Source organism: Telluria sp. ZT3P26 (assembly GCF_059686035.1).
On the sequence record NZ_JCASII010000001.1, the window covers coordinates 350,520 to 368,799 of the forward strand.

Below are 18,280 nucleotides of genomic sequence, written 5' to 3' on the forward strand. Positions count from 1 at the left end.
TTTTACTAGATACAAGGATCAACACCGTGAGTACTGAATCCACCGCCCCGTTCCTGACCTGGATGTGCCTGATCTGCGGTTGGGTCTACGATGAAGCTGCCGGCGCACCGGATGACGGCATTGCGCCGGGCACCCGCTGGGCCGACGTACCGATGAACTGGACCTGTCCCGAATGCGGCGCGCGCAAGGACGACTTCGAAATGACGGCGATATAACACCTGTTGTCGTGCTTGCATGGCATCCGGATAACCCTCCGATGCCATCGCAAAGTAGTAGTTGACTCCCTGCAACACTTTGCGCACAAGAAAGATTCGCTGTGCTATCGTGGCGCTTCAAGCCGAAGTGAAACGACCATGACGACATCGCCGCAATCATCAAGCCTGACCATCATGGTGATCGATGACAGCAGCACGATCCGCCGGTCAGCAGAGATTTTCCTGACCCAGGCGGGTTATCACGTGGTGCTGGCCGACGATGGCTTCGACGCCCTGGCCAAGATCAACGACCACCATCCTGCGCTCGTGTTCTGCGACATCCTGATGCCGCGCCTCGATGGCTACCAGACCTGCGCGCTGATCAAGAAGAGCGTGCGTTTTCACGCGACCCCGGTGCTGATGCTCTCGTCCAAGGACGGCCTGTTCGACCGCGCGCGCGGCGCGATGGTCGGCGCCAGCGCCTACCTGACCAAACCCTTTACCAAAGACAGCCTGCTGGCGGCCGTGCGCGAGCACGCCCAGGCGGCAGGCTGACGATTCAACCAGATTTGGAGCCCTCGTGGCCATTCAAAAGATTCTCATCGTCGACGATTCGCCGACCGAACGACTGTACCTGACCGACATCCTGGTCAAGAACGGCTTTACTGTATGCACCGCCGTCAGTGGCGACGAAGCGATCGAGCGCATTCGCGCCGAGCGGCCGCAACTGATCCTGATGGACGTGGTCATGCCCGGCACCAACGGCTTCCAGGTGACCCGCGCCATCTCGCGCGATCCGGAACTGGCGGCGCTGCCGATCATCATCTGCAGCAGCAAGGACCAGGAAACCGACCGTATCTGGGGCATGCGCCAGGGCGCCAAGGAATACCTGGTCAAGCCGGTCGATCCGGCCCGCCTGCTGGCAGCCATTGCGGCGCTGGCCGTGCCGGGCGACGCAGCCGGCAGCGTGAAGGCATGACCACCGCCGGCGCGGACGAACGTGCAGGCCGCCGCGATCCGGCGGCGCGGCGCACCCGCCTGCGCCAGTACCAGGAACAGCTGCTCGAACGGATGCAGGCGGCCAGGAACGGCGCCGGCGCCAGCGTGGCCCAGCTTGGCCTGGCCATCGGCGACGCGCGCTACCTGGTCGACCTGGCCGAAGTTGGCGAGATCGTGGCGCCCGTGCCGGTCACGCCCGTGCCGCTGACCCGCCCCTGGTACCTGGGGTTGGCCAATGTGCGCGGCAGCCTGCTGGGGGTGATCGACCTGGCGCGCTATCTCGATGAAGCGCCAGCGGTCGCCACGCCGGCAACCGCCGGCAGCACCCCGCGCCTGCTGGTGTTCGCGCCAAGCCTGGGCCTGAATTGCGCGCTGCTGGCGTCCTCGGTGTATGGCTTGCGCCATGCCGCGGCGATGACGCGCGACGGCGACGCCCTGCGCGACCTTGAGGGCAACACATGGATGCCGCTATCGCTGGCGGCGCTGGTGCGCGAAGAGCGCTTCCTGCACATTGCACGCTAACCGAACACACTAATCGCAGCACAGGGAGCCGGAATGGGATTCGCCTCGAAATTGACCATGAATGTTTTCGCCAAGGGTGGCGCAGCCGATGACGCGGTGCGGCCGGTCACGCCGGTTCCCGTCGCCGACGCCGGAGCACCGGAAGCGGCGGCCAGCGGATCGGCAGCTGCAGCGGCGCGCCGCCTGGGCGGTTTTCGTGGACGTGACGATGGCGGCGCCGATGGCGGGACCGACATGCGCGCCGCGCTGATGGGCAGCAGCTTCCAGCCGAACCGCCTGCGCGTGCTGCTGGGCGCCGTTGCCGCCGGCGCGGTGCTGACCGTGCTGGCCATGTGGCAGAACGCTGCCAGCGATGCCCGCCTGGCGGGGCAGAGCCAGGTGGCTGGTGACGCCGTGATGCACTCGCAGCGTTTCGCCAAGGCGGCGCCGATCGCGCTGCGCGGCGATCCGCAGGCTTTCCTCCAGGTGGAGGAAAGCCGCGCCGAGCTGGGTCGCGAACTCGATCTGCTGGCCCGCGGCGGCCAGTCGCCCACCGGCCGGATTCCCGCTGCCAGCGGTCAGCGCGCCGACGACCTGCAAAAGGCGATCGTGCTGTGGAACCGCTCGTCCAAGGCCTCTGCCAATATTCTCGGCAACCGGCGCAACCTGATCGCCTTCGGCGCCAGCCTGGCCCAGTACGAAGAAGTGGGCCCGGAACTGATCGCCATTGCCGAACGCCTGCAGCGCGACGAGACCACGGACGCCCGGCGCCAGGTGGCGGCACTGAGCCTGCTGTCGGTGACCCAGCGCCTGACGGCCGGCGCCCAGACCTTCAATACGCCCGGTTCGACCCAGAACGCGGTGACTTACATCCTGGGCGACATCGCCTCGGTCGAGGCGCTCGTCGACGGCCTGCTCGATGGCGGTGGCCGCTATGGCCTGGCGCCGCTGACCGACCTGGAGCTTCGCGTGCGGCTCTCGCGCACCCGCGACAGCCTGCGCGAGTACGTCAAGACCGTCACGCCGCTGATCGGCAACCTGACCAGCTACGCCGGCGCCCGCGCCGCCGAGCGCCTGATCTCGCGCGACAGCGAACCGCTGCGCGTGATGCTGGCCAGGCTGCACATGGATTACCAGCGCGACCAGGCGCAGATCAGCCCCTGGTTCTGGCTGGCCATCGGCGCCGGCGTGTTTACGCTGCTGGCATCCCTGGGCACCACGCGTGCCATGCTGCAGGCCTCGCGTGAACGCGCCGCCGGCGCCGAACAGCGCCGCCAGGAAGCCGAAGCGATGCGCCACCTGGCGCAGACCAAGGAAGAAGAAGCCAAGGCCACCAATGAACAGAACCAGGCCGCGATTCTGCGCCTGATGAACGAACTGCAGGACGTCGCCGACGGCGACCTGACGGTGCAGGCGACGGTGTCGGAAGACATCACCGGCGCGATTGCCGACTCGGTCAACTACACGGTCGAAGAACTGCGTGAGCTGGTGGTGCGGGTCATCCGCACGGCGGAGCAGGTGGCGCGCGCCTCGAACGGTGCGCAGGACGTCTCGACCGAGCTGCTGGGCGCAGCCGAGCAGCAGTCGCGCGAGATCCAGGATGCGTCGGCCACGACGCTGCGCCTGGCCGGCCTGATCACCGACGTGTCGCGCTCGGCGCTGGAATCGGCCGACGTGGCGCGCCAGTCGGTGGCGGCGGCGGCGCAGGGTTCGACCGCGGTGCAGAATGCGATCGAGGGCATGCAGGAGATCCGCGAGCAGATCCAGGAAACCTCCAAGCGCATCAAGCGCCTGGGCGAATCGTCGCAGGAGATCGGCGAGATCACCGAGCTGATTTCGGACATTACCGAGCAGACCAACGTGCTGGCGCTGAACGCCGCGATCCAGGCCGCATCGGCCGGCGAAGCAGGGCGCGGCTTCTCGGTTGTGGCCGAAGAGGTGCAGCGCCTGGCCGAACGCTCGGGCGACGCGGCCAAGCAGATCGGCGCGCTGGTGCGCACCATTCAGACCGACACCCACGATGCGGTGGCGGCAATGGAAAAATCGACCCAGGGTGTCGTCGAGGGGGCGCGCCTGTCGGACGCCGCCGGCGCCGCGCTGTCGGACATTTCGCGCGTCTCGAACCGCCTCGGTGACCTGATCGGCGACATGTCGACCGCCACCGAACGCCAGGCCACCAAGGCCACCGGCGTGGCCGACAAGATGCAGCAGATTCTCGCCGTGACCGAACAGACGCGCCAGGGTACCCGCCAGACCGCGCTGTCAATTCAGGAACTGGCCACGCTGGCGCAGGAACTGAAGGATTCGGTGTCCCGCTTCCGCGTGGTATCCTGACCGGGCGATGACGACCTTGAACCGCTCCAGCAGTTTTGATACCGGCCCGCTGTCGTGGGTCATTGGCGAAATCCGCGACGCCCTCACGCGCGCCGCCACGTCCCTGCGCGATGCCGCGGGGCGTTCGCCCGAGGCCCAGCCAACGCTGCTGCTGCATGCGAAATCGCACCTGCACCAGGCGCACGGCGCCTTGCAGATGGTCGATGTCGAAGGCGTGGGCGTGTTTACCGCCGCTGCCGAAGCAGTGCTCGATCGTTTCAAGGATGGCCAGCTGGCCTGCAATGCCGAAAGCGTGCAGGTGGTGCTGGATGCCTTCAGTGCGCTGGGCGAATACCTCGACGAACTCCTGGGCGGTGCCCCGCAACAGCCGGCGCGCCTGTTCCCGTATTACCGCGACATGGTCGAACGCCATGGCGAGGGCAAGGTCCATCCGGCCGACCTGCTGCCGCTCGATCTGTCGGTACTCCCCGAGCTGCCTGCGACTTCCCCCGTCAATGCCGACGTCGACATCGCCGCCTGCCGTGCGCAGTTTGAAAAAGCCCTGCTGCCGTACCTGAAGGCCGACGATGACGACGCCGCGCGCCGCGCGCAGGCGCACGACATGGCCGCCGCCATCGCGCCGATCGCCGGCGCGCAGGACAGTGCACGCGCGCGCCTGTTCTGGCAGACGATGCACGCGTTTGCCAGCGTGGTGGCCGACGGTCAGGTCGCGACCGACCTGTATATCAAGCAGCTCTTCGGTCAGATCAACCTGCAGTTGCGCCGCCTGGCAAAGGGCCAGCAGGATGCGCCCGAAGCGATGCTGCGCGACGCGCTGTTTTTCGTGGCCGCTGCACGTACGCCGGGCCTTGAAGCGCGTGCCCTGCGCCAGGCGCTGGGCCTGGACGGCGCGGTGCCGCACGACTACGCCGAACGCCGCTACGGCAAACTCGATCCGCAGGCGCTGAAAGAGGCGCGCGAAGCGCTGGCCCGCACCAAGTCCGACTGGGATCTGATCGCCGGCGACGGCAAGCCCGACGCTGCCGTCGAACACGATTTCAACGATGCGCTGGCGCGCCTGGCCGGCGCCAGCGAAAAGCTGGGCGCACCCGCGCTGGCGCAGCTGCTGCGTGAACTGGGCCGCGCGGCCGGCGACTCGGTGCAGTCGGGCCGCGACGACCAGTTCGGCCTGGAGATGGCGGCCGCCATGCTGTTCGTCGAGAACAGCCTGGACCAGCTGCGCCAGTTGCCCGACGACTTTTCGCAGAACGCCGAAGCCGTCGGCGCGCGCCTCCTGGCGCTGGCCGCCGGCGAAACGCCGCCCGACGCGCCGCAGTGGCAGGGCGAACTGGCGCGCCAGATCCAGCAGGGCCAGACCGTGGCGGTGCTGGCGAGCGAGATCAAGGCCGGCCTGCGCCAGATCGAAAAACTGCTCGACGATTACTACGACGACCCGACCAAACGCCAGGTGCTGGAACAGGCCGGGCCGGTGCTGCATGGCTTGCAGGGGGCGTTTGCCATCCTCGACCAGGAACAGGCCGTGCTGACCGTGCACCACGTCGAAGACGCGGTGCGCACGCTGGCCGACAGCGAGCGTGATGTCACGGCGCAGCACGCGTCGCTGCACAATATCGCGCAGAACATCGGCGCGCTTGGCTTCTTCGCCGATCTGCTGGCGCAGGACAGCGCGCTGGCGCGCGGCCGCTTCACGTTCGACACCGAGAAACAGCTGCTGCGCGAGCTGCCGTTCGAGTTCACCGAGGCTGCCACTGCCGCCGAGACGCCGGTGGCACCCGTTGCCGGCGCCGACGCGCAGGACGACGTCGATGCCGAACTGCTCGACATCTTCATCGCCGAGGCGCAGGAAGTGCTCGCCTTCGTGGTCGAGACGCTGCCGCGCGCGGCCGACGAGCCGGGCAACCAGGAAACCCTGACCGGCCTGCGCCGCGCCTTCCACACGCTCAAGGGCAGCAGCCGCATGGTGGGCCTGGAGGCCTTCGGCGCGACCGCCGCCAGCATCGAGCGGGTCATGAACGTCTGGCTGGCCGATGGCCGTGCGGCCACCGCCGACCTGCTGGCGCTGCTGGCACACGCCTACGCCGAACTGGATGCGTGGGTGGCCGAACTGGCCGCCGGCCAGGCGCCGCAGGGCGATGGTGCGGCGCTGATCGAGGCGGCGGCGCGCGTGCAGGAAGGCGGTGCGTTCGCACCGTCGGCAGAGCTGGACGACATCCCTGTGCTCGACGAAGAGATCACGCCGCCGGGCCCGGATGCCGTGCGGCGCGTGGGCGACCTGGCCATCGGCCAGGCGCTGCACGATGTCTACCTGCTCGAAACCGAATCGCTGTGCGCGACGCTGGAAGACGCATTCGCCACACTGCGCACGGACCCGGCGCAGCGTGCGTCGGCCGATGCGATCACGGCGGCGCATACGCTGGCCGGCACCTCGGCCACGGTCGGCTACACCGACCTGTGCGAGCTGGCACACGCGCTGGAAAAGACGCTCGAGAAGCTTGCCCTGCCGGGCGCCCCCGTCGACGAGGCCGCGCTGGACCTGCTCGATACGACGCTGGCGCGCATGCGCGCGATGCTGCAGGTGTTCACGCTGGGCGAACTGGCCCCGGCGCAGCCGGACCTGATCGAACAGCTGGCCGGGCTGCGCGCGCGGCTGGGCACATCGCCATTCGACCAGCTCGAACCGGCGCTGGCAAGTCAACTCGACACGCTGTTTGCCGAAGCGTACAAGCAGTTGCTGGCCGAGCCGCCGCCATTCACGGCGCCGGCGCCGGCGACTCACGAGGCCGCGCCTGCAGCAGCAGCGGACGATATCGACGACATCTTCGGCGCGTTCGGCGACGACCCGTTCGCCGCGCCTGCGCTGGAACAGGCCGCGCCGCAGCCGGAGCCCGGCTTCGTGGCGGTGACGCCCGATGAAGCGGTGCTCGCCGAACCGGTGCCTGAACCTGAAGCCGAGCCGGAACCGGAACCGGAACCCGCGCTGACGCTCGACGACCTGCACGAGCCCGAACTGGTCGGCGCCAGCGGCTATGTCGACGAGATCGACGCCGACCTGCTGCCGGTCTTCCTCGAAGAAGCGACCGACCTGCTGCCGCGCATCGGCCATGACCTGCGCCAGTGGCAGCAGGAGCCGTCCAATGCCGCCGTCGCGCAGCGCATGCAGCGCGACCTGCACACGGTCAAGGGCAGTGCGCGCATGGCCGGCGCGATGCGCCTGGGCCAGCACGCGCACGAACTGGAAACGCAGATCGAGAACATGGTCCATGCCGGTACCTCGACGCTGCCGCCGACCGCGTTCGACGAGCTGCTGGCCAACTACGACAGCGCGATGCTGCTGTTCGAGGGCTTGCAGCAACCGGAGGCCGCCGCCGCAGCCGCGCCGGCCTCCGTGGATGCCCCCGCGGCCGTGCCGGCCGAGCCGGCCCGCGCACCGCTGGTGCGGGTGCGCGCCGACATCCTTGACCGCGTCGTGAACCAGGCGGGCGAGGTGTCGATCACGCGCTCGCGCCTGGAAAACCAGATTGGCGTACTCAAGTCGTCGCTGGGCGACTTCTCGGACAACGTGGGCCGCCTGCGGCGCCAGTTGCGCGAGATCGAGATGCAGGCCGAATCGCAGATCGCCTCGCGCCTGTCGATCGCCGGCGAGCGCGAATTCGATCCGCTCGAATTCGACCGCTTCACGCGCCTGCAGGAACTCACGCGCATGCTGGCCGAAAGCGTCGACGACGTCGCCTCGTTCCAGGAAAGCCTGGCGCGCACGGTCGATTCGGCCAACGAAGAACTGTCGGCCCAGGCGCGCATGACGCGCGACCTGCAGCGCGACCTGATGCGGGTGCGGATGGTGCCGTTTGCCAGCCTGTCCGAGCGCCTGTTCCGCGTCGCGCGCCAGACCGCGAAAGAAACCGACAAGCGCGTCAACCTGGATATCCGGGGCGGCGCGGTGGAAATCGACCGCGGCGTGCTGGAACAGATGGCGGCGCCGTTCGAGCACCTGCTGCGCAATGCGATCGTGCACGGCATCGAGCCGCGCACGGTCCGTCAGGCTGCCGGCAAGGCCGAGACGGGCGAGCTGCTGGTGCAGGTCAGCCAGCACGGCAACGAAGTGCTGATCAACTTCAGCGACGATGGCGCGGGCCTGGACCTGGAGCGCATCCGCGCCAAGGCGCTGGCCGGCGGCCTGCTGGCCGAGGGCGACGAGGCGCCGGACGACCAGGTGACCGACCTGATTTTCGCGCCGGGTTTTTCGACGGCGGACACGCTGACCGAACTGGCCGGGCGTGGCGTGGGCATGGACGTGGTGCGCTCCGAAGCGCAGGCGCTGGGCGGACGTGTCGCGGTGGCGTCCGAGGCGGGGCAGGGCGCGCGCTTCACGATCACGCTGCCACTGACGCTGGCCGTGGCGCAGGTGGTGCTGGTGGTGGCCGGTGGCCGCACCCACGCCGTGCCGTCGACGCTGGTCGAGGCGGTGCAGCAGGTGCGCGAGGCCGACCTGGCCGCTGCGATCGAGACCGGCAGCATTCAGCTGGCCGGCCATGAACTGGCGCTGCATGGCTTGCCGGACCTGCTGGGGATGGAGACCGACGAGCGCATCACGACGCACCGTTCGACGCCAGTGCTGGTGCTCAATGGCGGCAGCCGCCGCATCGCGTTGCGCGTCGACGAAGTGCTGGGCAACCGCGAGGTGGTGGTCAAGAACATCGGCCGCCAGCTGGCGCGCATGCCGGGCATAGACGGCGCCACGGTGCTGGGTTCGGGCGAGATCGTCCTGATCCTCGATCCGCTGGCGCTGGCGCAGCAGCCGCAGGGCGAAGCCCGCGTGAAGCAGGCCGTCGCGCCCCAGGTGCGACGCGCCACGGTGATGGTGGTCGACGATTCGCTGACGGTGCGGCGCGTGACGCAGCGCCTGCTCGAACGCGAAGGCTATCGCGTGCTGCTGGCCAAGGACGGCATCGAGGCGCTGGAACTGATCGGGCAGGGCGTACCGGACCTGATGCTGGTCGATATCGAGATGCCGCGCATGGACGGCTTCGACCTGACCCGCAATGTGCGGGGCAACGACGCCACCAGGGCGATCCCGATCATCATGATCACGTCACGCACGGCCGACAAGCACCGCAACGTGGCGCTCGGGCTGGGCGTGAATGCCTACTTCGGCAAGCCGTACCAGGAGACGGTGCTGCTGGCGGCGATCGAGGGTTTGCTGGGGCGTGAGGCAGCCTGAAGACGGCGTTCAGTCGTCCTTTGCCTCATCGGCTTCCGGCACCACCTTCTTTACCACCGCAAAGCGTTCCAGCGTGCGTTTTCTTGCCGCGTCGTGCTCCACGACCGGCGCCGGATAATCGCGTCCCAGCACCACCCCGCGCTTGGCCAGTTCGGCCTCCTTGACCAGCCACGGCGCGTGAATCTGCTTGCCGTCGAGCTTCGCCAGTTGCGGCAGGTAGCGCCGGATGAACTCTCCGCGCGCGTCGAAGCGCGTCGATTGCGTGACCGGATTGAAGATCCGGAACCACGGCTGCGCATCGCAGCCGGTCGACGCCGCCCACTGCCAGCCGCCGTTGTTCGAGGCCAGCTCGTAGTCATTGAGCTGGCGCGCGAAATAGCGCTCGCCGCGGCGCCAGTCGATCCCCAGATCCTTGGTCAGGAAGCTGGCCGTCACCATGCGCAGCCGGTTGTGCATGAAACCCGTCTGGTTCAGCTGCAGCATCGCCGCATCGACCAGCGGATACCCGGTGCGGCCCTCGCACCAGGCGGCAAACAGCGCGTCGGCCTCGGCCCCCGTTTCCCATTCCACTGCATCGAACGCCGGCTTGAACGAGCGCTCGACCACGTGCGGGTTCTGCGACAGCACCATCGCATAGAAGTCGCGCCAGATCAGTTCCGACAGCCACACGGACGCACCGGTCCCGCCGGCGCCCGACTGCACCATGTCCCGCGCGCTGCGCACCAGGTGGCGGATCGACGTGGTGCCAAAGCGCAGGTGCGCCGACAGCCGCGAGGTGCCGTCCTCGGCCGGGAAGTCGCGCGCGCGGCCATAGTCGGCCATCTCGCTGACAAAGGCGTCGAACAGTTCTTCCGCCCCATCCATCCCGGCAGGCAGTGGCGGCTCGCCCGACGTAAAGCCGATGTCTTCCAGGGCCGGCAGGGCGGCCGGAGCGCCGGCGGCCGGCGCACCGGTGGGCCGCGCAAACGTCTGCGCATGGGCATCGACCGGGTAGGTGGCCAGCGTTTCGGGATGCGCCGCCAGACGCTTGAGCCAGGCGTTCTTGTAGGGCGTAAACACCGAGAACACGCCGCCGGCGAGCGTGAGCACTTCCTGCTTCTCGAAGATGACCTGGTCCTTGTAGGTGTGGAATTCGCAGTCGCGCCTGGCCAGTTGTTCTGCCACGGCGAGGTCGCGCGCAATGGCCGACGGCTCATAGTCGCTGCCGGCATGCACGGCACTGATGCCCAGTTCTTCCGCCAGGGCAACGACTTCATCGCGCGCGCTGCCGTGGCGCACGATCAGGTAGCCTCCAAGGCGACGCAGTTCGGCGTCCAGCTGGGCCAGGCTGGCATGGATGAAACGCAGACGCCGGTCATCCTTTGGCAACTCATCGAGGATATCGGTGTCGTAGACAAACACGCAATACACCTGTTGCGATGAGCGCAGGGCGTGGTGCAGGGCGGCATGGTCGAATGCCCGCAGATCGCGGCGGAACCAGACTAAAGACTTGCTTGAATTCATCATCGTGTGCGAGGTCAAGGTGGGCCCAGATTTTACTGCCCATGATCGAAACGTGTGGCGCCCGAGGAATGCTTCCAATGGCCCGCGGGTCAAATGGGTGTAAACTGTCGGAAAGCGTAGGTTGCTCTGCAGATACCTGGCAGCCATTCAACAGAAGTAACAACGCGAGAGTGCGCCTTTTGAGAGCAATCGTATGAAAAAAACCAAAGTTGGCAAAACTCTTCCCATGCCGGGCATGCCCCAGGAGCAGGACGGCTCCCTCGCCGTGGCCGGTCCTGCAGCATCCGGCCTGAACCTGGCGAACCACTTCCTGATCGCCATGCCGTCGATCCAGGATCCCGTCTTCGGCGGCACCGTCGTCTACGTCTGCGAGCACAACGACAAGGGCGTGCTCGGCGTGGTCATCAACAAGCCGACCGACATGACGATGGAAACCCTGTTCGACCGCGTCGACCTCAAGCTCGCCGAAGGCCTGCGCGCCACCGTCGTCGACGAGCCGATCATGTTCGGCGGCCCCGTCCAGGACGACCGCGGCTTCGTGCTGCATTCGCCGGGCGGGCGCTATTCGTCGTCGCTCACAGTCACGGACGACGTCTCGTTTACCACCTCGATCGATGTGCTTGAAGCTGTCGCCAATGGCGGTGGCCCGGCGCGCATGCTCGTCTCCATCGGCTATGCCGGCTGGAGCCCGGGCCAGCTCGAAGAAGAAATTTCTCGCAACGGCTGGCTGACGGTGGGCGCCGATGCGCGCGTGCTGTTCGACCTGCCGATCGAAGAGCGCTACCACGCCGCCATCAAGCTGCTGGGCATCGATCCGTTGATGCTCGCCACCGAGGCCGGCCATGCGTAAGACCTTCCAGTGCACGAACGGCGGGCATGGTTGATATCGTCCTGGGCTTCGACTTCGGCATCAAGCGGATTGGCATTGCCATGGGCAACACCCTGACCGGGCAAGCCCAGCCTTTGAGAGTCGTCAGCGCGATCGACAATGCCACCCGCTTCCAGATCATTGGCGACCTGATCGCGCAGTGGCAGCCCGCGCGCCTGGTCGTCGGCGAGCCGCGTCATCCCGATGGCGCCGAGCACGACATGACCCTGCGCAGCCGCCGCTTCGCCAACCAGCTGCATGGCCGCTTCAATCTTCCCGTCGAGCTGGTCGATGAACGCTATTCGTCGGCCGTGATTGCATCAAAGCGCGGCGATGTCATCGACGACAAGGCGGCCGCCATCATTTTGCAACAGTATTTTGACGCATCACGCTAACCCTATGTCCACCAACAAACACGCATTCGATGCCGAGGCGCTCTACCGCGAGCTGCTGGCCCAGGTCCGCGCCGGCCTGGACGGCGTCGCCGATCCGGCCATCATCGGCATCCATTCCGGCGGCGCCTGGCTGGCCGAGCGCCTTGCGCGCGACCTCGACCTGACGCACCGCCTGGGCGCCATCGATGTCTCGTTCTACCGCGACGACTACGCGCGCAAGGGCCTGCACCCGGACGTGAAACCGACCCATATCCGCTTTGCGGTCGACGGCGCCACGGTGGTGCTGGTCGACGACGTGCTGCAGACCGGCCGCACCACGCGCGCGGCGATCAACGTGCTGTTCGACTACGGCCGTCCGGCCTGCATCCGCCTGGCCACGCTGGCCGACCGGGGCGGGCGCGAGCTGCCGGTGGCCGCCGATTTTGTCGGTGTCCATGCCACGCTCGAGGCCAACGAGTCGCTGTGCCTGCAGCGCGATGAGACAGGCCAACTTTCGCTCACCATCGAACAAGACAATGCCGATCCTGCACAATAATCCGCAACTGAACAAAAACGGCGAGCTGCAGCACCTGCTCACCATCGAGGGCCTCAAGAAGTCGCACATCGACCACATCCTCGACACCGCATCGAGCTTCGTGGGGATCTCCGACCGCGAAGTCAAGAAGGTTCCGCTCATGCGTGGCAAGAGCGTGTTCAACCTGTTCTTCGAAAATTCGACGCGCACCCGCACCACGTTCGAGATCGCGTCCAAGCGCCTGTCGGCCGACGTCATCAACCTGAACATCCAGGCCTCGTCGACCACCAAGGGCGAGTCGCTGCTCGACACGATCGACAACCTGGCCGCGATGCACGCCGACATGTTCGTGGTGCGCCACGCGCAGTCGGGCGCACCGTACATGATTGCGCAGCACCTGAACCGCACGCGTTCGGACGTCCACGTCGTCAATGCCGGTGACGGGCGCCATGCGCACCCGACCCAGGGCCTGCTCGACATGTACACGATCCGGCACTACAAGAAAGACTTCACGAACCTGCGCGTGGCCATTGTCGGCGACATCCTGCACAGCCGCGTGGCCCGTTCGGACATCCACGCACTGACCACGCTGGGCGTGCCCGAAGTGCGCGCCATCGGCCCGCACACGCTGCTGCCGGGCGGCCTGGAGCAGATGGGCGTGCGCACCTTCACCAATATCAACGAAGGCCTGAAGGACGTCGACGTGATCATCATGCTGCGCCTGCAGAACGAGCGCATGAGCGGGGCGCTGCTGCCGTCGGCGCAAGAATATTTCAAGAGCTACGGCCTGACGCCCGAGCGCCTGGCGCTGGCGAAACCCGACGCGATCGTGATGCACCCGGGGCCGATGAACCGCGGCGTCGAGATCGACTCGGCCGTGGCCGATGGCAGCCAGGCGGTGATCCTGCCGCAGGTGACGTTCGGGATCGCGGTACGCATGGCCGTAATGAGCATTTTGGCAGGAACCCACGCATGAAACTCCATATCAAGAACGGGCGTGTGATCGACCCGGGGAACGGCGTCGACGCCGTGCAAGACCTGTTCATCGTCGACGGCAAGATCGCGGCCATCGGCGTCGCACCGGCGGGCTTCACGGCCGACCAGAGCATCGACGCAAGCGGCCTCGTGGTCGCACCGGGCCTGGTCGACCTGTCCGCGCGCCTGCGCGAGCCGGGCTACGAATACAAGGCCACGCTCGAATCCGAGCTGCAGGCAGCGATGCAGGGCGGCGTGACCACGCTGGTCTGCCCGCCCGACACCGATCCGGTGCTCGACGAGCCAGGCCTGGTCGAGATGCTCAAGCACCGCGCGCGCATCGTCGACCAGGCCAATGTGCACCCGCTGGGCGCACTGACCGTGGGCCTGAAAGGCCAGGCGCTGACCGAGATGGCCGAACTGACCGAAGCCGGCTGCATCGGCTTCGCGCAGGCCGAAGAGCCGATCCTCGACACCACCGTCCTGCTGCGCGCGATGCAGTACGCCAAGACCTTCGAGTACACCGTCTGGCTGCGCCCGCAGGACGCGCACATCGGCCGCGGCGGCGTGGCCCATGCCGGCCCGCTCGCCTCGCGCCTCGGCCTGTCCGGCGTGCCGGTCATGTCCGAAACCATCGCCCTGCACACGATCTTCGAGCTGATGCGCGCTACCGGCGCGCGCGTGCACCTGTGCCGGATTTCGTCCGCAGCGGGCCTGGACCTGATTCGCGCCGCCAAAAAGGAAGGCCTGAACCTGACGGCCGACGTGGGCGTGCATCACCTGCACCTGACCGACGCCGACATCGGCTTCTTCGATTCCAACGCGCGCCTCACGCCGCCGCTGCGCTCGCAGCGCGACCGCGACGCGATCCGCGCTGCGCTGGCCGACGGCACGGTCGACGCGATCTGCTCCGACCACACGCCGGTCGATGACGACGAAAAGCTGCTGCCGTTCGGCGAAGCCTCGCCTGGTGCCACGGGCCTCGAGCTGCTGCTGGCACTCACGCTCAAGTGGGCGCAAGACCAGCCGCATGGCACACAGGACGCACAGGACGCACAGGGCGCGCTGGCGCTGGCGATCGGCAAGATCACCTGCGAAGCGGCGCGCATCGCCGGCCTGCCGGCTGGCACGCTGGGCGTGGGCGCGGCGGCCGATGTCGTGCTGTTCGACCCGGCCGCGCGCTGGCTGGTGGACGGCAAGGCGCTGGCCAGCCAGGGCAAGCACACGCCATTCCTCGGCTACGAGCTGGCCGGGCAGGTGCGCGCGACGGTCGTGCGCGGCCGCGTGGCCTACCAGCGTTGATCCAACCACAGCGCCCATCACCTTGAATATCCGGCTTGCCTGGCGCCTTGCGCGCGTCACCGTCCATCTGTGCGAAGGACTGGCGACGTGCGCGCTGGTGTTTCCGTTTGCGTCTCCTCCACTGCGCGCGCGCATCACGCGCCGCTGGTCAAGCCAGCTGCTGCGCCTGTGCCGCGTCAGCGTCGCCCGCGACGGCGGCGTAGCACCGCTCGCGCATGCGCTGGTGGTGGCCAACCACGTGTCGTGGCTCGACATCTTCGTCATCAATGCGTTGAACCCGTGCCGGTTCGTGGCCAAGGCCGAGATTCGCGAATGGCCCGTGATGGGTCGCCTGGCCGCCGGTGCCGGCACCGTGTTCATCGCACGCGGCAACCGGCGCGAGCTGCGTCACGTGTTCAAGGGTCTGGTCGATGTGCTGCAGCACGGCGAGCGTGTCGCGCTGTTCCCGGAAGGGACCACTGGCCTGCAAGGCCAAGTGCTGCCGTTTCACGCCAACCTGTTCGAAGCGGCCATCGATGCCGGCGTGCCGGTGCAGCCGTATGCACTGGCCTATGTCGGCGCCGACGGCGCGCATCACCCGTCGATCGAGTACGTCGGGGAGACGACGTTTGTCGACAGCCTGTTCCGGATTCTGCAGGGGCCGCCGGTAATGGCGCGCCTGACCTGCCTGGCGTCGCTCGAAAGCTACGGCGCGCACCGGCGCGAACTGGCGCAGGCGTCGCAGGAGGCGGTGGCAACCGCAGTGACCAACGCAGTCCCACGCTGATTCAGCGCTGCTTGCCGCCGTGCTCGCGGTACTCGGGGCAATCCACCTGCAGCAGCGTGCGGTCATCGAGGCACACGGCCGTCAGCTTGCCGCCCCAGACGCAGCCGCTGTCCAGCCCGATCAGGTTGGGCCGCTGCACGACGCCCAGGGCCGACCAGTGGCCGAATACCACCGTCACGTCCTGCGTGCGGCGCGCCGGCAGGTCGAACCATGGCAGCAGGTCGCTGCCGGTCGGGCCGGTGTCGGTTTCCTTGTGCTTGAAATCCATCGCGCCATCGGGCGCGCACAGGCGCATGCGCGTGAGCGCATTGACGATGCAGCGCAGGCGCTCGATGCCCGTCAGGCTGTCGTCCCAGCGGTCGGGCTGGTTGCCGTACATCTGGCTCAGGAAATCGAGCCAGCCGTCGCCCTGCAGCATGCGTTCGACTTCACCGGCCAGCGCCATCGTCTGCGCCGCATCCCATTGCGGCGCCACGCCGGCGTGGACCAGCAGGTGGTTCTCGACGAACATCGCCAGCGGCCGCGCGCGCAGCCAGGCAATGAGTTCATCGCGGTCGGGCGCGGCCAGGATCTCGTCGAGCGTGTCCGAGCGGCTCAGGCGCTGGGCGCCGCCGGCCACTGCGATCAGGTGCAGGTCATGGTTGCCAAGCAGGGCATCGACCCGCCCGCCGCTGGATTCGTTGAGCGCCTTCATGCGCCGCAATGCCATCAGCGATTCGGGGCCGCGGTTGATCAGGTCACCCACGAACAGGATGCGCGCGTCGTCGCCCGCTACAAGGGCGATGCGGTCAAGCAGCAGCTGCGCTTCATGCGCGCAGCCCTGGAGGTCGCCAATGGCGTAAGTGGTCATATTCTTGTTCTGGCAGGACATCGCGGTCCTGCTGCCTGGCATTGTGAAAAGAGGAGGGGCATGATGCTTTCGCGGATACTAAATGATTTTACGCGCGACTGCTGTTTTGCGTGGTCATGCAAACAGGCAGCACGATAAATACGCGCGCCGGCCTGTACGTCCAGTCCGGTACAATGAGGCCGGCTTTCCCTTGTTGAATAGCCTGCCGTGGCTGCTCCAATTCGCTTCCTGCTCGGAGCGCTGCACAAGAATCGCCCAGAAAGAAAACAATAATGTTCTCGTTTTTTGTCAGTTTCCTTTCCTGCGCATTGCTCACGCTCCTGGTCATCAAGACCGCGCGAAAACATGGCCTGGGACTCGATGGTGATTTTGCCGGCGTGCAGAAAAACCATACGCATGCAGTCGCCCGCGTCGGCGGCATTCCCATCTTTCTGGCAGTGGTGGTGGCGTCCGGTTTATCGATCCTGCGCCAGCCGCAAATGGCAGCCTGGCTGGCAACCCTGATTGCCTGCGCGTCGATTGCTCTGGCTGGCGGCATTGCCGAAGACTATACGGGAAAGGTCTCGCCGGGCCGGCGTCTGTTCCTGACGATGCTCGCGGCAGGCTTCGGTTATTGGCTGCTCGACGCGCGTATTGGCCGGCTCGATTTGCCGTGGACGGTCTTGCCGCTGGAATCGATCTGGATTGCGCTGCCATTGACGTTGCTCGCCGTGGCCGGCGTTGCCAATGCCATCAATATCATCGACGGATTCAATGGCCTGGCCGGCGTGATCAGCATTTTCATGCTGCTGTCGCTGTCCTATGTCGCCCTGCAGGTGGGCGATATGTTCGTGCTGGTGGGGGCATTGATTGTGGCCGGCGCCACGGCGGGTTTCCTGATCTGGAATTATCCGGTCGGGCTGATTTTCCTGGGGGATGGCGGCGCGTACTTTCTCGGGTTCCTGCTGGGCGAACTGGCGCTGCTGCTGGTGATGCGCAATCCCACGGTGTCGACCTGGTATGCCGCGCTGCTCCTGATTTACCCTGCATTTGAAACCATATTCTCTGCGTACCGGCGCATGTTTGTCCGGGGTAAATCGCCGACGCTGCCCGACGGTATTCACTTGCACAGTTTGATTTTCAGGCGCATCGTGCAATGGACGGTGGGGCCGCGCGAAGCACGCGCACTGATGAAACGCAATGCGCGCACCTCGCCTTATTTATGGCTGATTTCATTGCTGGCAGTGATACCGGCAACCGTATTCTGGGAAAGTACCGGTGCATTGATGGTATTTTGCCTCGTGTTCATAATCAGTTACCTGTGGTTGTACGGACGTATCGTCCGATTCAAGTCGCCACGCTGGCTTTTTTTAAGCAAGAAGGACTGAGCTTGTATTGTTGATGTAGTATATTGCGACATTTGGTGAGTATTCACCGATTGTCAGCAATGGCTGAATCTGCATTCAATTTTTAACGAACGAGGAACGATGATGGATCTGTCGAATATGTCGGTAGGCGATTTGCGCAACCTGCAAGAACAAATCAAGCAGGAAATGAAAACGCGTGAAACCCAGGAAGTGCAGAAAGCACGTGAACAAATCCTGGCAATCGCGCAAAGCGTCGGCATGCCGCTGAAAGAACTGATGGCAGTTACCGGCCGCGGTTCGAAAGGCGCGACCGTCGCCGTGCGTTACCGTCACCCGCAGGATTCCAGCCAACAATGGACTGGCCGTGGCCGCCAGCCAAAGTGGGTCAAGGAATGGGTCGACGGCGGCAAGTCGATCGACGACCTGCGCGTCTAAGCAGTCTGTATCGCTCCGCCACGCGGAGCATGCGCCGCGCGCTTCTCCAGCGCCGGCGCCGATGGTGTGCTGCCATCGAA

The 18,280-nt window shown here is 66.5% G+C and carries 16 protein-coding genes; 14 read left to right on the forward strand and 2 right to left on the reverse strand.

Annotation, left to right across the window (positions count from 1 at the left end; translation table 11 throughout):
- The first annotated feature begins 62 nt into the window (after positions 1-62).
- The 6 genes from AC56LN_RS01610 (at position 63) to AC56LN_RS01635 (ending at position 9,246) form a co-directional block, all read left to right on the forward strand.
- Entirely contained in the window at positions 63-215 is a 153-nt protein-coding gene (locus AC56LN_RS01610) for a rubredoxin (RefSeq protein ID WP_029755924.1), read from the forward strand.
- 138 nt (positions 216-353) lie between these two features.
- Entirely contained in the window at positions 354-749 is a 396-nt protein-coding gene (locus AC56LN_RS01615; RefSeq protein ID WP_482896215.1) for a response regulator, read from the forward strand.
- Between the two features lie 25 nt (positions 750-774).
- Positions 775-1,173: a response regulator gene (locus AC56LN_RS01620; protein WP_343828813.1), complete on the forward strand. Its 399-nt coding sequence runs from the start codon at positions 775-777 to the stop codon at positions 1,171-1,173.
- A complete protein-coding gene (locus tag AC56LN_RS01625; protein ID WP_499569603.1) occupies positions 1,170-1,715 on the forward strand; it encodes a chemotaxis protein CheW in 546 nt (181 codons plus the stop codon). The genes AC56LN_RS01620 and AC56LN_RS01625 overlap by 4 nt, the downstream gene beginning before the upstream one ends.
- A gap of 57 nt (positions 1,716-1,772) precedes the next feature.
- Positions 1,773-4,028 carry a methyl-accepting chemotaxis protein gene (locus tag AC56LN_RS01630; RefSeq protein ID WP_499569605.1) on the forward strand — a complete coding sequence of 752 codons (2,256 nt, stop codon included), beginning with the start codon at positions 1,773-1,775 and terminating at the stop codon, positions 4,026-4,028.
- 7 nt (positions 4,029-4,035) lie between these two features.
- Positions 4,036-9,246: a hybrid sensor histidine kinase/response regulator gene (locus tag AC56LN_RS01635; protein ID WP_499569606.1), complete on the forward strand. Its 5,211-nt coding sequence runs from the start codon at positions 4,036-4,038 to the stop codon at positions 9,244-9,246.
- 9 nt (positions 9,247-9,255) lie between these two features.
- Here AC56LN_RS01635 and AC56LN_RS01640 read toward each other — a convergent pair whose 3' ends face one another.
- Positions 9,256-10,749 (reverse strand): cryptochrome/photolyase family protein, encoded by a 1,494-nt coding sequence (locus AC56LN_RS01640; RefSeq protein ID WP_499570765.1) that lies wholly within the window; start codon positions 10,747-10,749, stop codon positions 9,256-9,258.
- A 235-nt stretch (positions 10,750-10,984) separates the two neighbouring features.
- Between AC56LN_RS01640 and AC56LN_RS01645 the strand changes: the two genes are divergently transcribed.
- The 6 genes from AC56LN_RS01645 to AC56LN_RS01670 are packed head-to-tail and all read left to right on the forward strand — an operon-like array spanning position 10,985 to position 15,569.
- On the forward strand, positions 10,985-11,599 hold the full coding sequence (locus AC56LN_RS01645; protein WP_499570766.1) for a YqgE/AlgH family protein: 615 nt from the start codon (positions 10,985-10,987) through the stop codon (positions 11,597-11,599).
- A 26-nt stretch (positions 11,600-11,625) separates the two neighbouring features.
- Positions 11,626-12,012, forward strand: coding sequence for a Holliday junction resolvase RuvX (gene ruvX, locus AC56LN_RS01650; protein ID WP_499569608.1), 387 nt, complete (start codon positions 11,626-11,628; stop codon positions 12,010-12,012).
- Between the two features lie 4 nt (positions 12,013-12,016).
- Complete coding sequence (gene pyrR / locus AC56LN_RS01655) at positions 12,017-12,547, forward strand: bifunctional pyr operon transcriptional regulator/uracil phosphoribosyltransferase PyrR (RefSeq protein ID WP_499569609.1); 531 nt, start codon at positions 12,017-12,019, stop codon at positions 12,545-12,547.
- Positions 12,528-13,502 carry an aspartate carbamoyltransferase catalytic subunit gene (locus tag AC56LN_RS01660; RefSeq protein ID WP_499569610.1) on the forward strand — a complete coding sequence of 325 codons (975 nt, stop codon included), beginning with the start codon at positions 12,528-12,530 and terminating at the stop codon, positions 13,500-13,502. The genes pyrR and AC56LN_RS01660 overlap by 20 nt, the downstream gene beginning before the upstream one ends.
- The gene (locus AC56LN_RS01665; RefSeq protein WP_499569611.1) at positions 13,499-14,803 is read left to right on the forward strand and encodes a dihydroorotase; all 1,305 of its coding nucleotides are present in this window, start codon (positions 13,499-13,501) and stop codon (positions 14,801-14,803) included. The genes AC56LN_RS01660 and AC56LN_RS01665 overlap by 4 nt, the downstream gene beginning before the upstream one ends.
- 22 nt (positions 14,804-14,825) lie before the next feature.
- Positions 14,826-15,569: a lysophospholipid acyltransferase family protein gene (locus tag AC56LN_RS01670; RefSeq protein WP_499569612.1), complete on the forward strand. Its 744-nt coding sequence runs from the start codon at positions 14,826-14,828 to the stop codon at positions 15,567-15,569.
- 1 nt (position 15,570) lies between these two features.
- On the opposite strand, the gene AC56LN_RS01675 is transcribed toward AC56LN_RS01670, so the two are convergent.
- Positions 15,571-16,419, reverse strand: coding sequence for a symmetrical bis(5'-nucleosyl)-tetraphosphatase (locus AC56LN_RS01675; protein WP_499569613.1), 849 nt, complete (start codon positions 16,417-16,419; stop codon positions 15,571-15,573).
- Positions 16,420-16,691: 272 nt separating this feature from the next.
- On the opposite strand from AC56LN_RS01675, the gene AC56LN_RS01680 reads away from it, so the two are divergent.
- Positions 16,692-17,786: an MraY family glycosyltransferase gene (locus AC56LN_RS01680; protein ID WP_499569615.1), complete on the forward strand. Its 1,095-nt coding sequence runs from the start codon at positions 16,692-16,694 to the stop codon at positions 17,784-17,786.
- 102 nt (positions 17,787-17,888) lie between these two features.
- Positions 17,889-18,200, forward strand: a complete 312-nt coding sequence (locus tag AC56LN_RS01685; RefSeq protein WP_482900252.1) for an H-NS histone family protein — start codon at positions 17,889-17,891, stop codon at positions 18,198-18,200.
- The last annotated feature ends 80 nt before the right edge of the window (positions 18,201-18,280 follow it).

Excerpts from the sequence above, each read along its gene's own strand:
- AC56LN_RS01610 (WP_029755924.1), top strand. The coding sequence starts at position 63 with ATGTGCCTGATCTGCGGTTGGGTCTACGATGAAGCTGCCGGCGCACCG.
- AC56LN_RS01615 (WP_482896215.1), top strand. The coding sequence starts at position 354 with ATGACGACATCGCCGCAATCATCAAGCCTGACCATCATGGTGATCGAT.
- AC56LN_RS01625 (WP_499569603.1), top strand. The coding sequence starts at position 1,170 with ATGACCACCGCCGGCGCGGACGAACGTGCAGGCCGCCGCGATCCGGCG.
- AC56LN_RS01630 (WP_499569605.1), top strand. The coding sequence starts at position 1,773 with ATGAATGTTTTCGCCAAGGGTGGCGCAGCCGATGACGCGGTGCGGCCG.
- AC56LN_RS01635 (WP_499569606.1), top strand. The coding sequence starts at position 4,036 with ATGACGACCTTGAACCGCTCCAGCAGTTTTGATACCGGCCCGCTGTCG.
- AC56LN_RS01640 (WP_499570765.1), bottom strand. The coding sequence starts at position 10,749 with ATGAATTCAAGCAAGTCTTTAGTCTGGTTCCGCCGCGATCTGCGGGCA.
- AC56LN_RS01645 (WP_499570766.1), top strand. The coding sequence starts at position 10,985 with ATGCCCCAGGAGCAGGACGGCTCCCTCGCCGTGGCCGGTCCTGCAGCA.
- ruvX (WP_499569608.1), top strand. The coding sequence starts at position 11,626 with ATGGTTGATATCGTCCTGGGCTTCGACTTCGGCATCAAGCGGATTGGC.
- pyrR (WP_499569609.1), top strand. The coding sequence starts at position 12,017 with ATGTCCACCAACAAACACGCATTCGATGCCGAGGCGCTCTACCGCGAG.
- AC56LN_RS01660 (WP_499569610.1), top strand. The coding sequence starts at position 12,528 with ATGCCGATCCTGCACAATAATCCGCAACTGAACAAAAACGGCGAGCTG.
- AC56LN_RS01665 (WP_499569611.1), top strand. The coding sequence starts at position 13,499 with ATGAAACTCCATATCAAGAACGGGCGTGTGATCGACCCGGGGAACGGC.
- AC56LN_RS01675 (WP_499569613.1), bottom strand. The coding sequence starts at position 16,419 with ATGACCACTTACGCCATTGGCGACCTCCAGGGCTGCGCGCATGAAGCG.
- AC56LN_RS01680 (WP_499569615.1), top strand. The coding sequence starts at position 16,692 with ATGTTCTCGTTTTTTGTCAGTTTCCTTTCCTGCGCATTGCTCACGCTC.
- AC56LN_RS01685 (WP_482900252.1), top strand. The coding sequence starts at position 17,889 with ATGGATCTGTCGAATATGTCGGTAGGCGATTTGCGCAACCTGCAAGAA.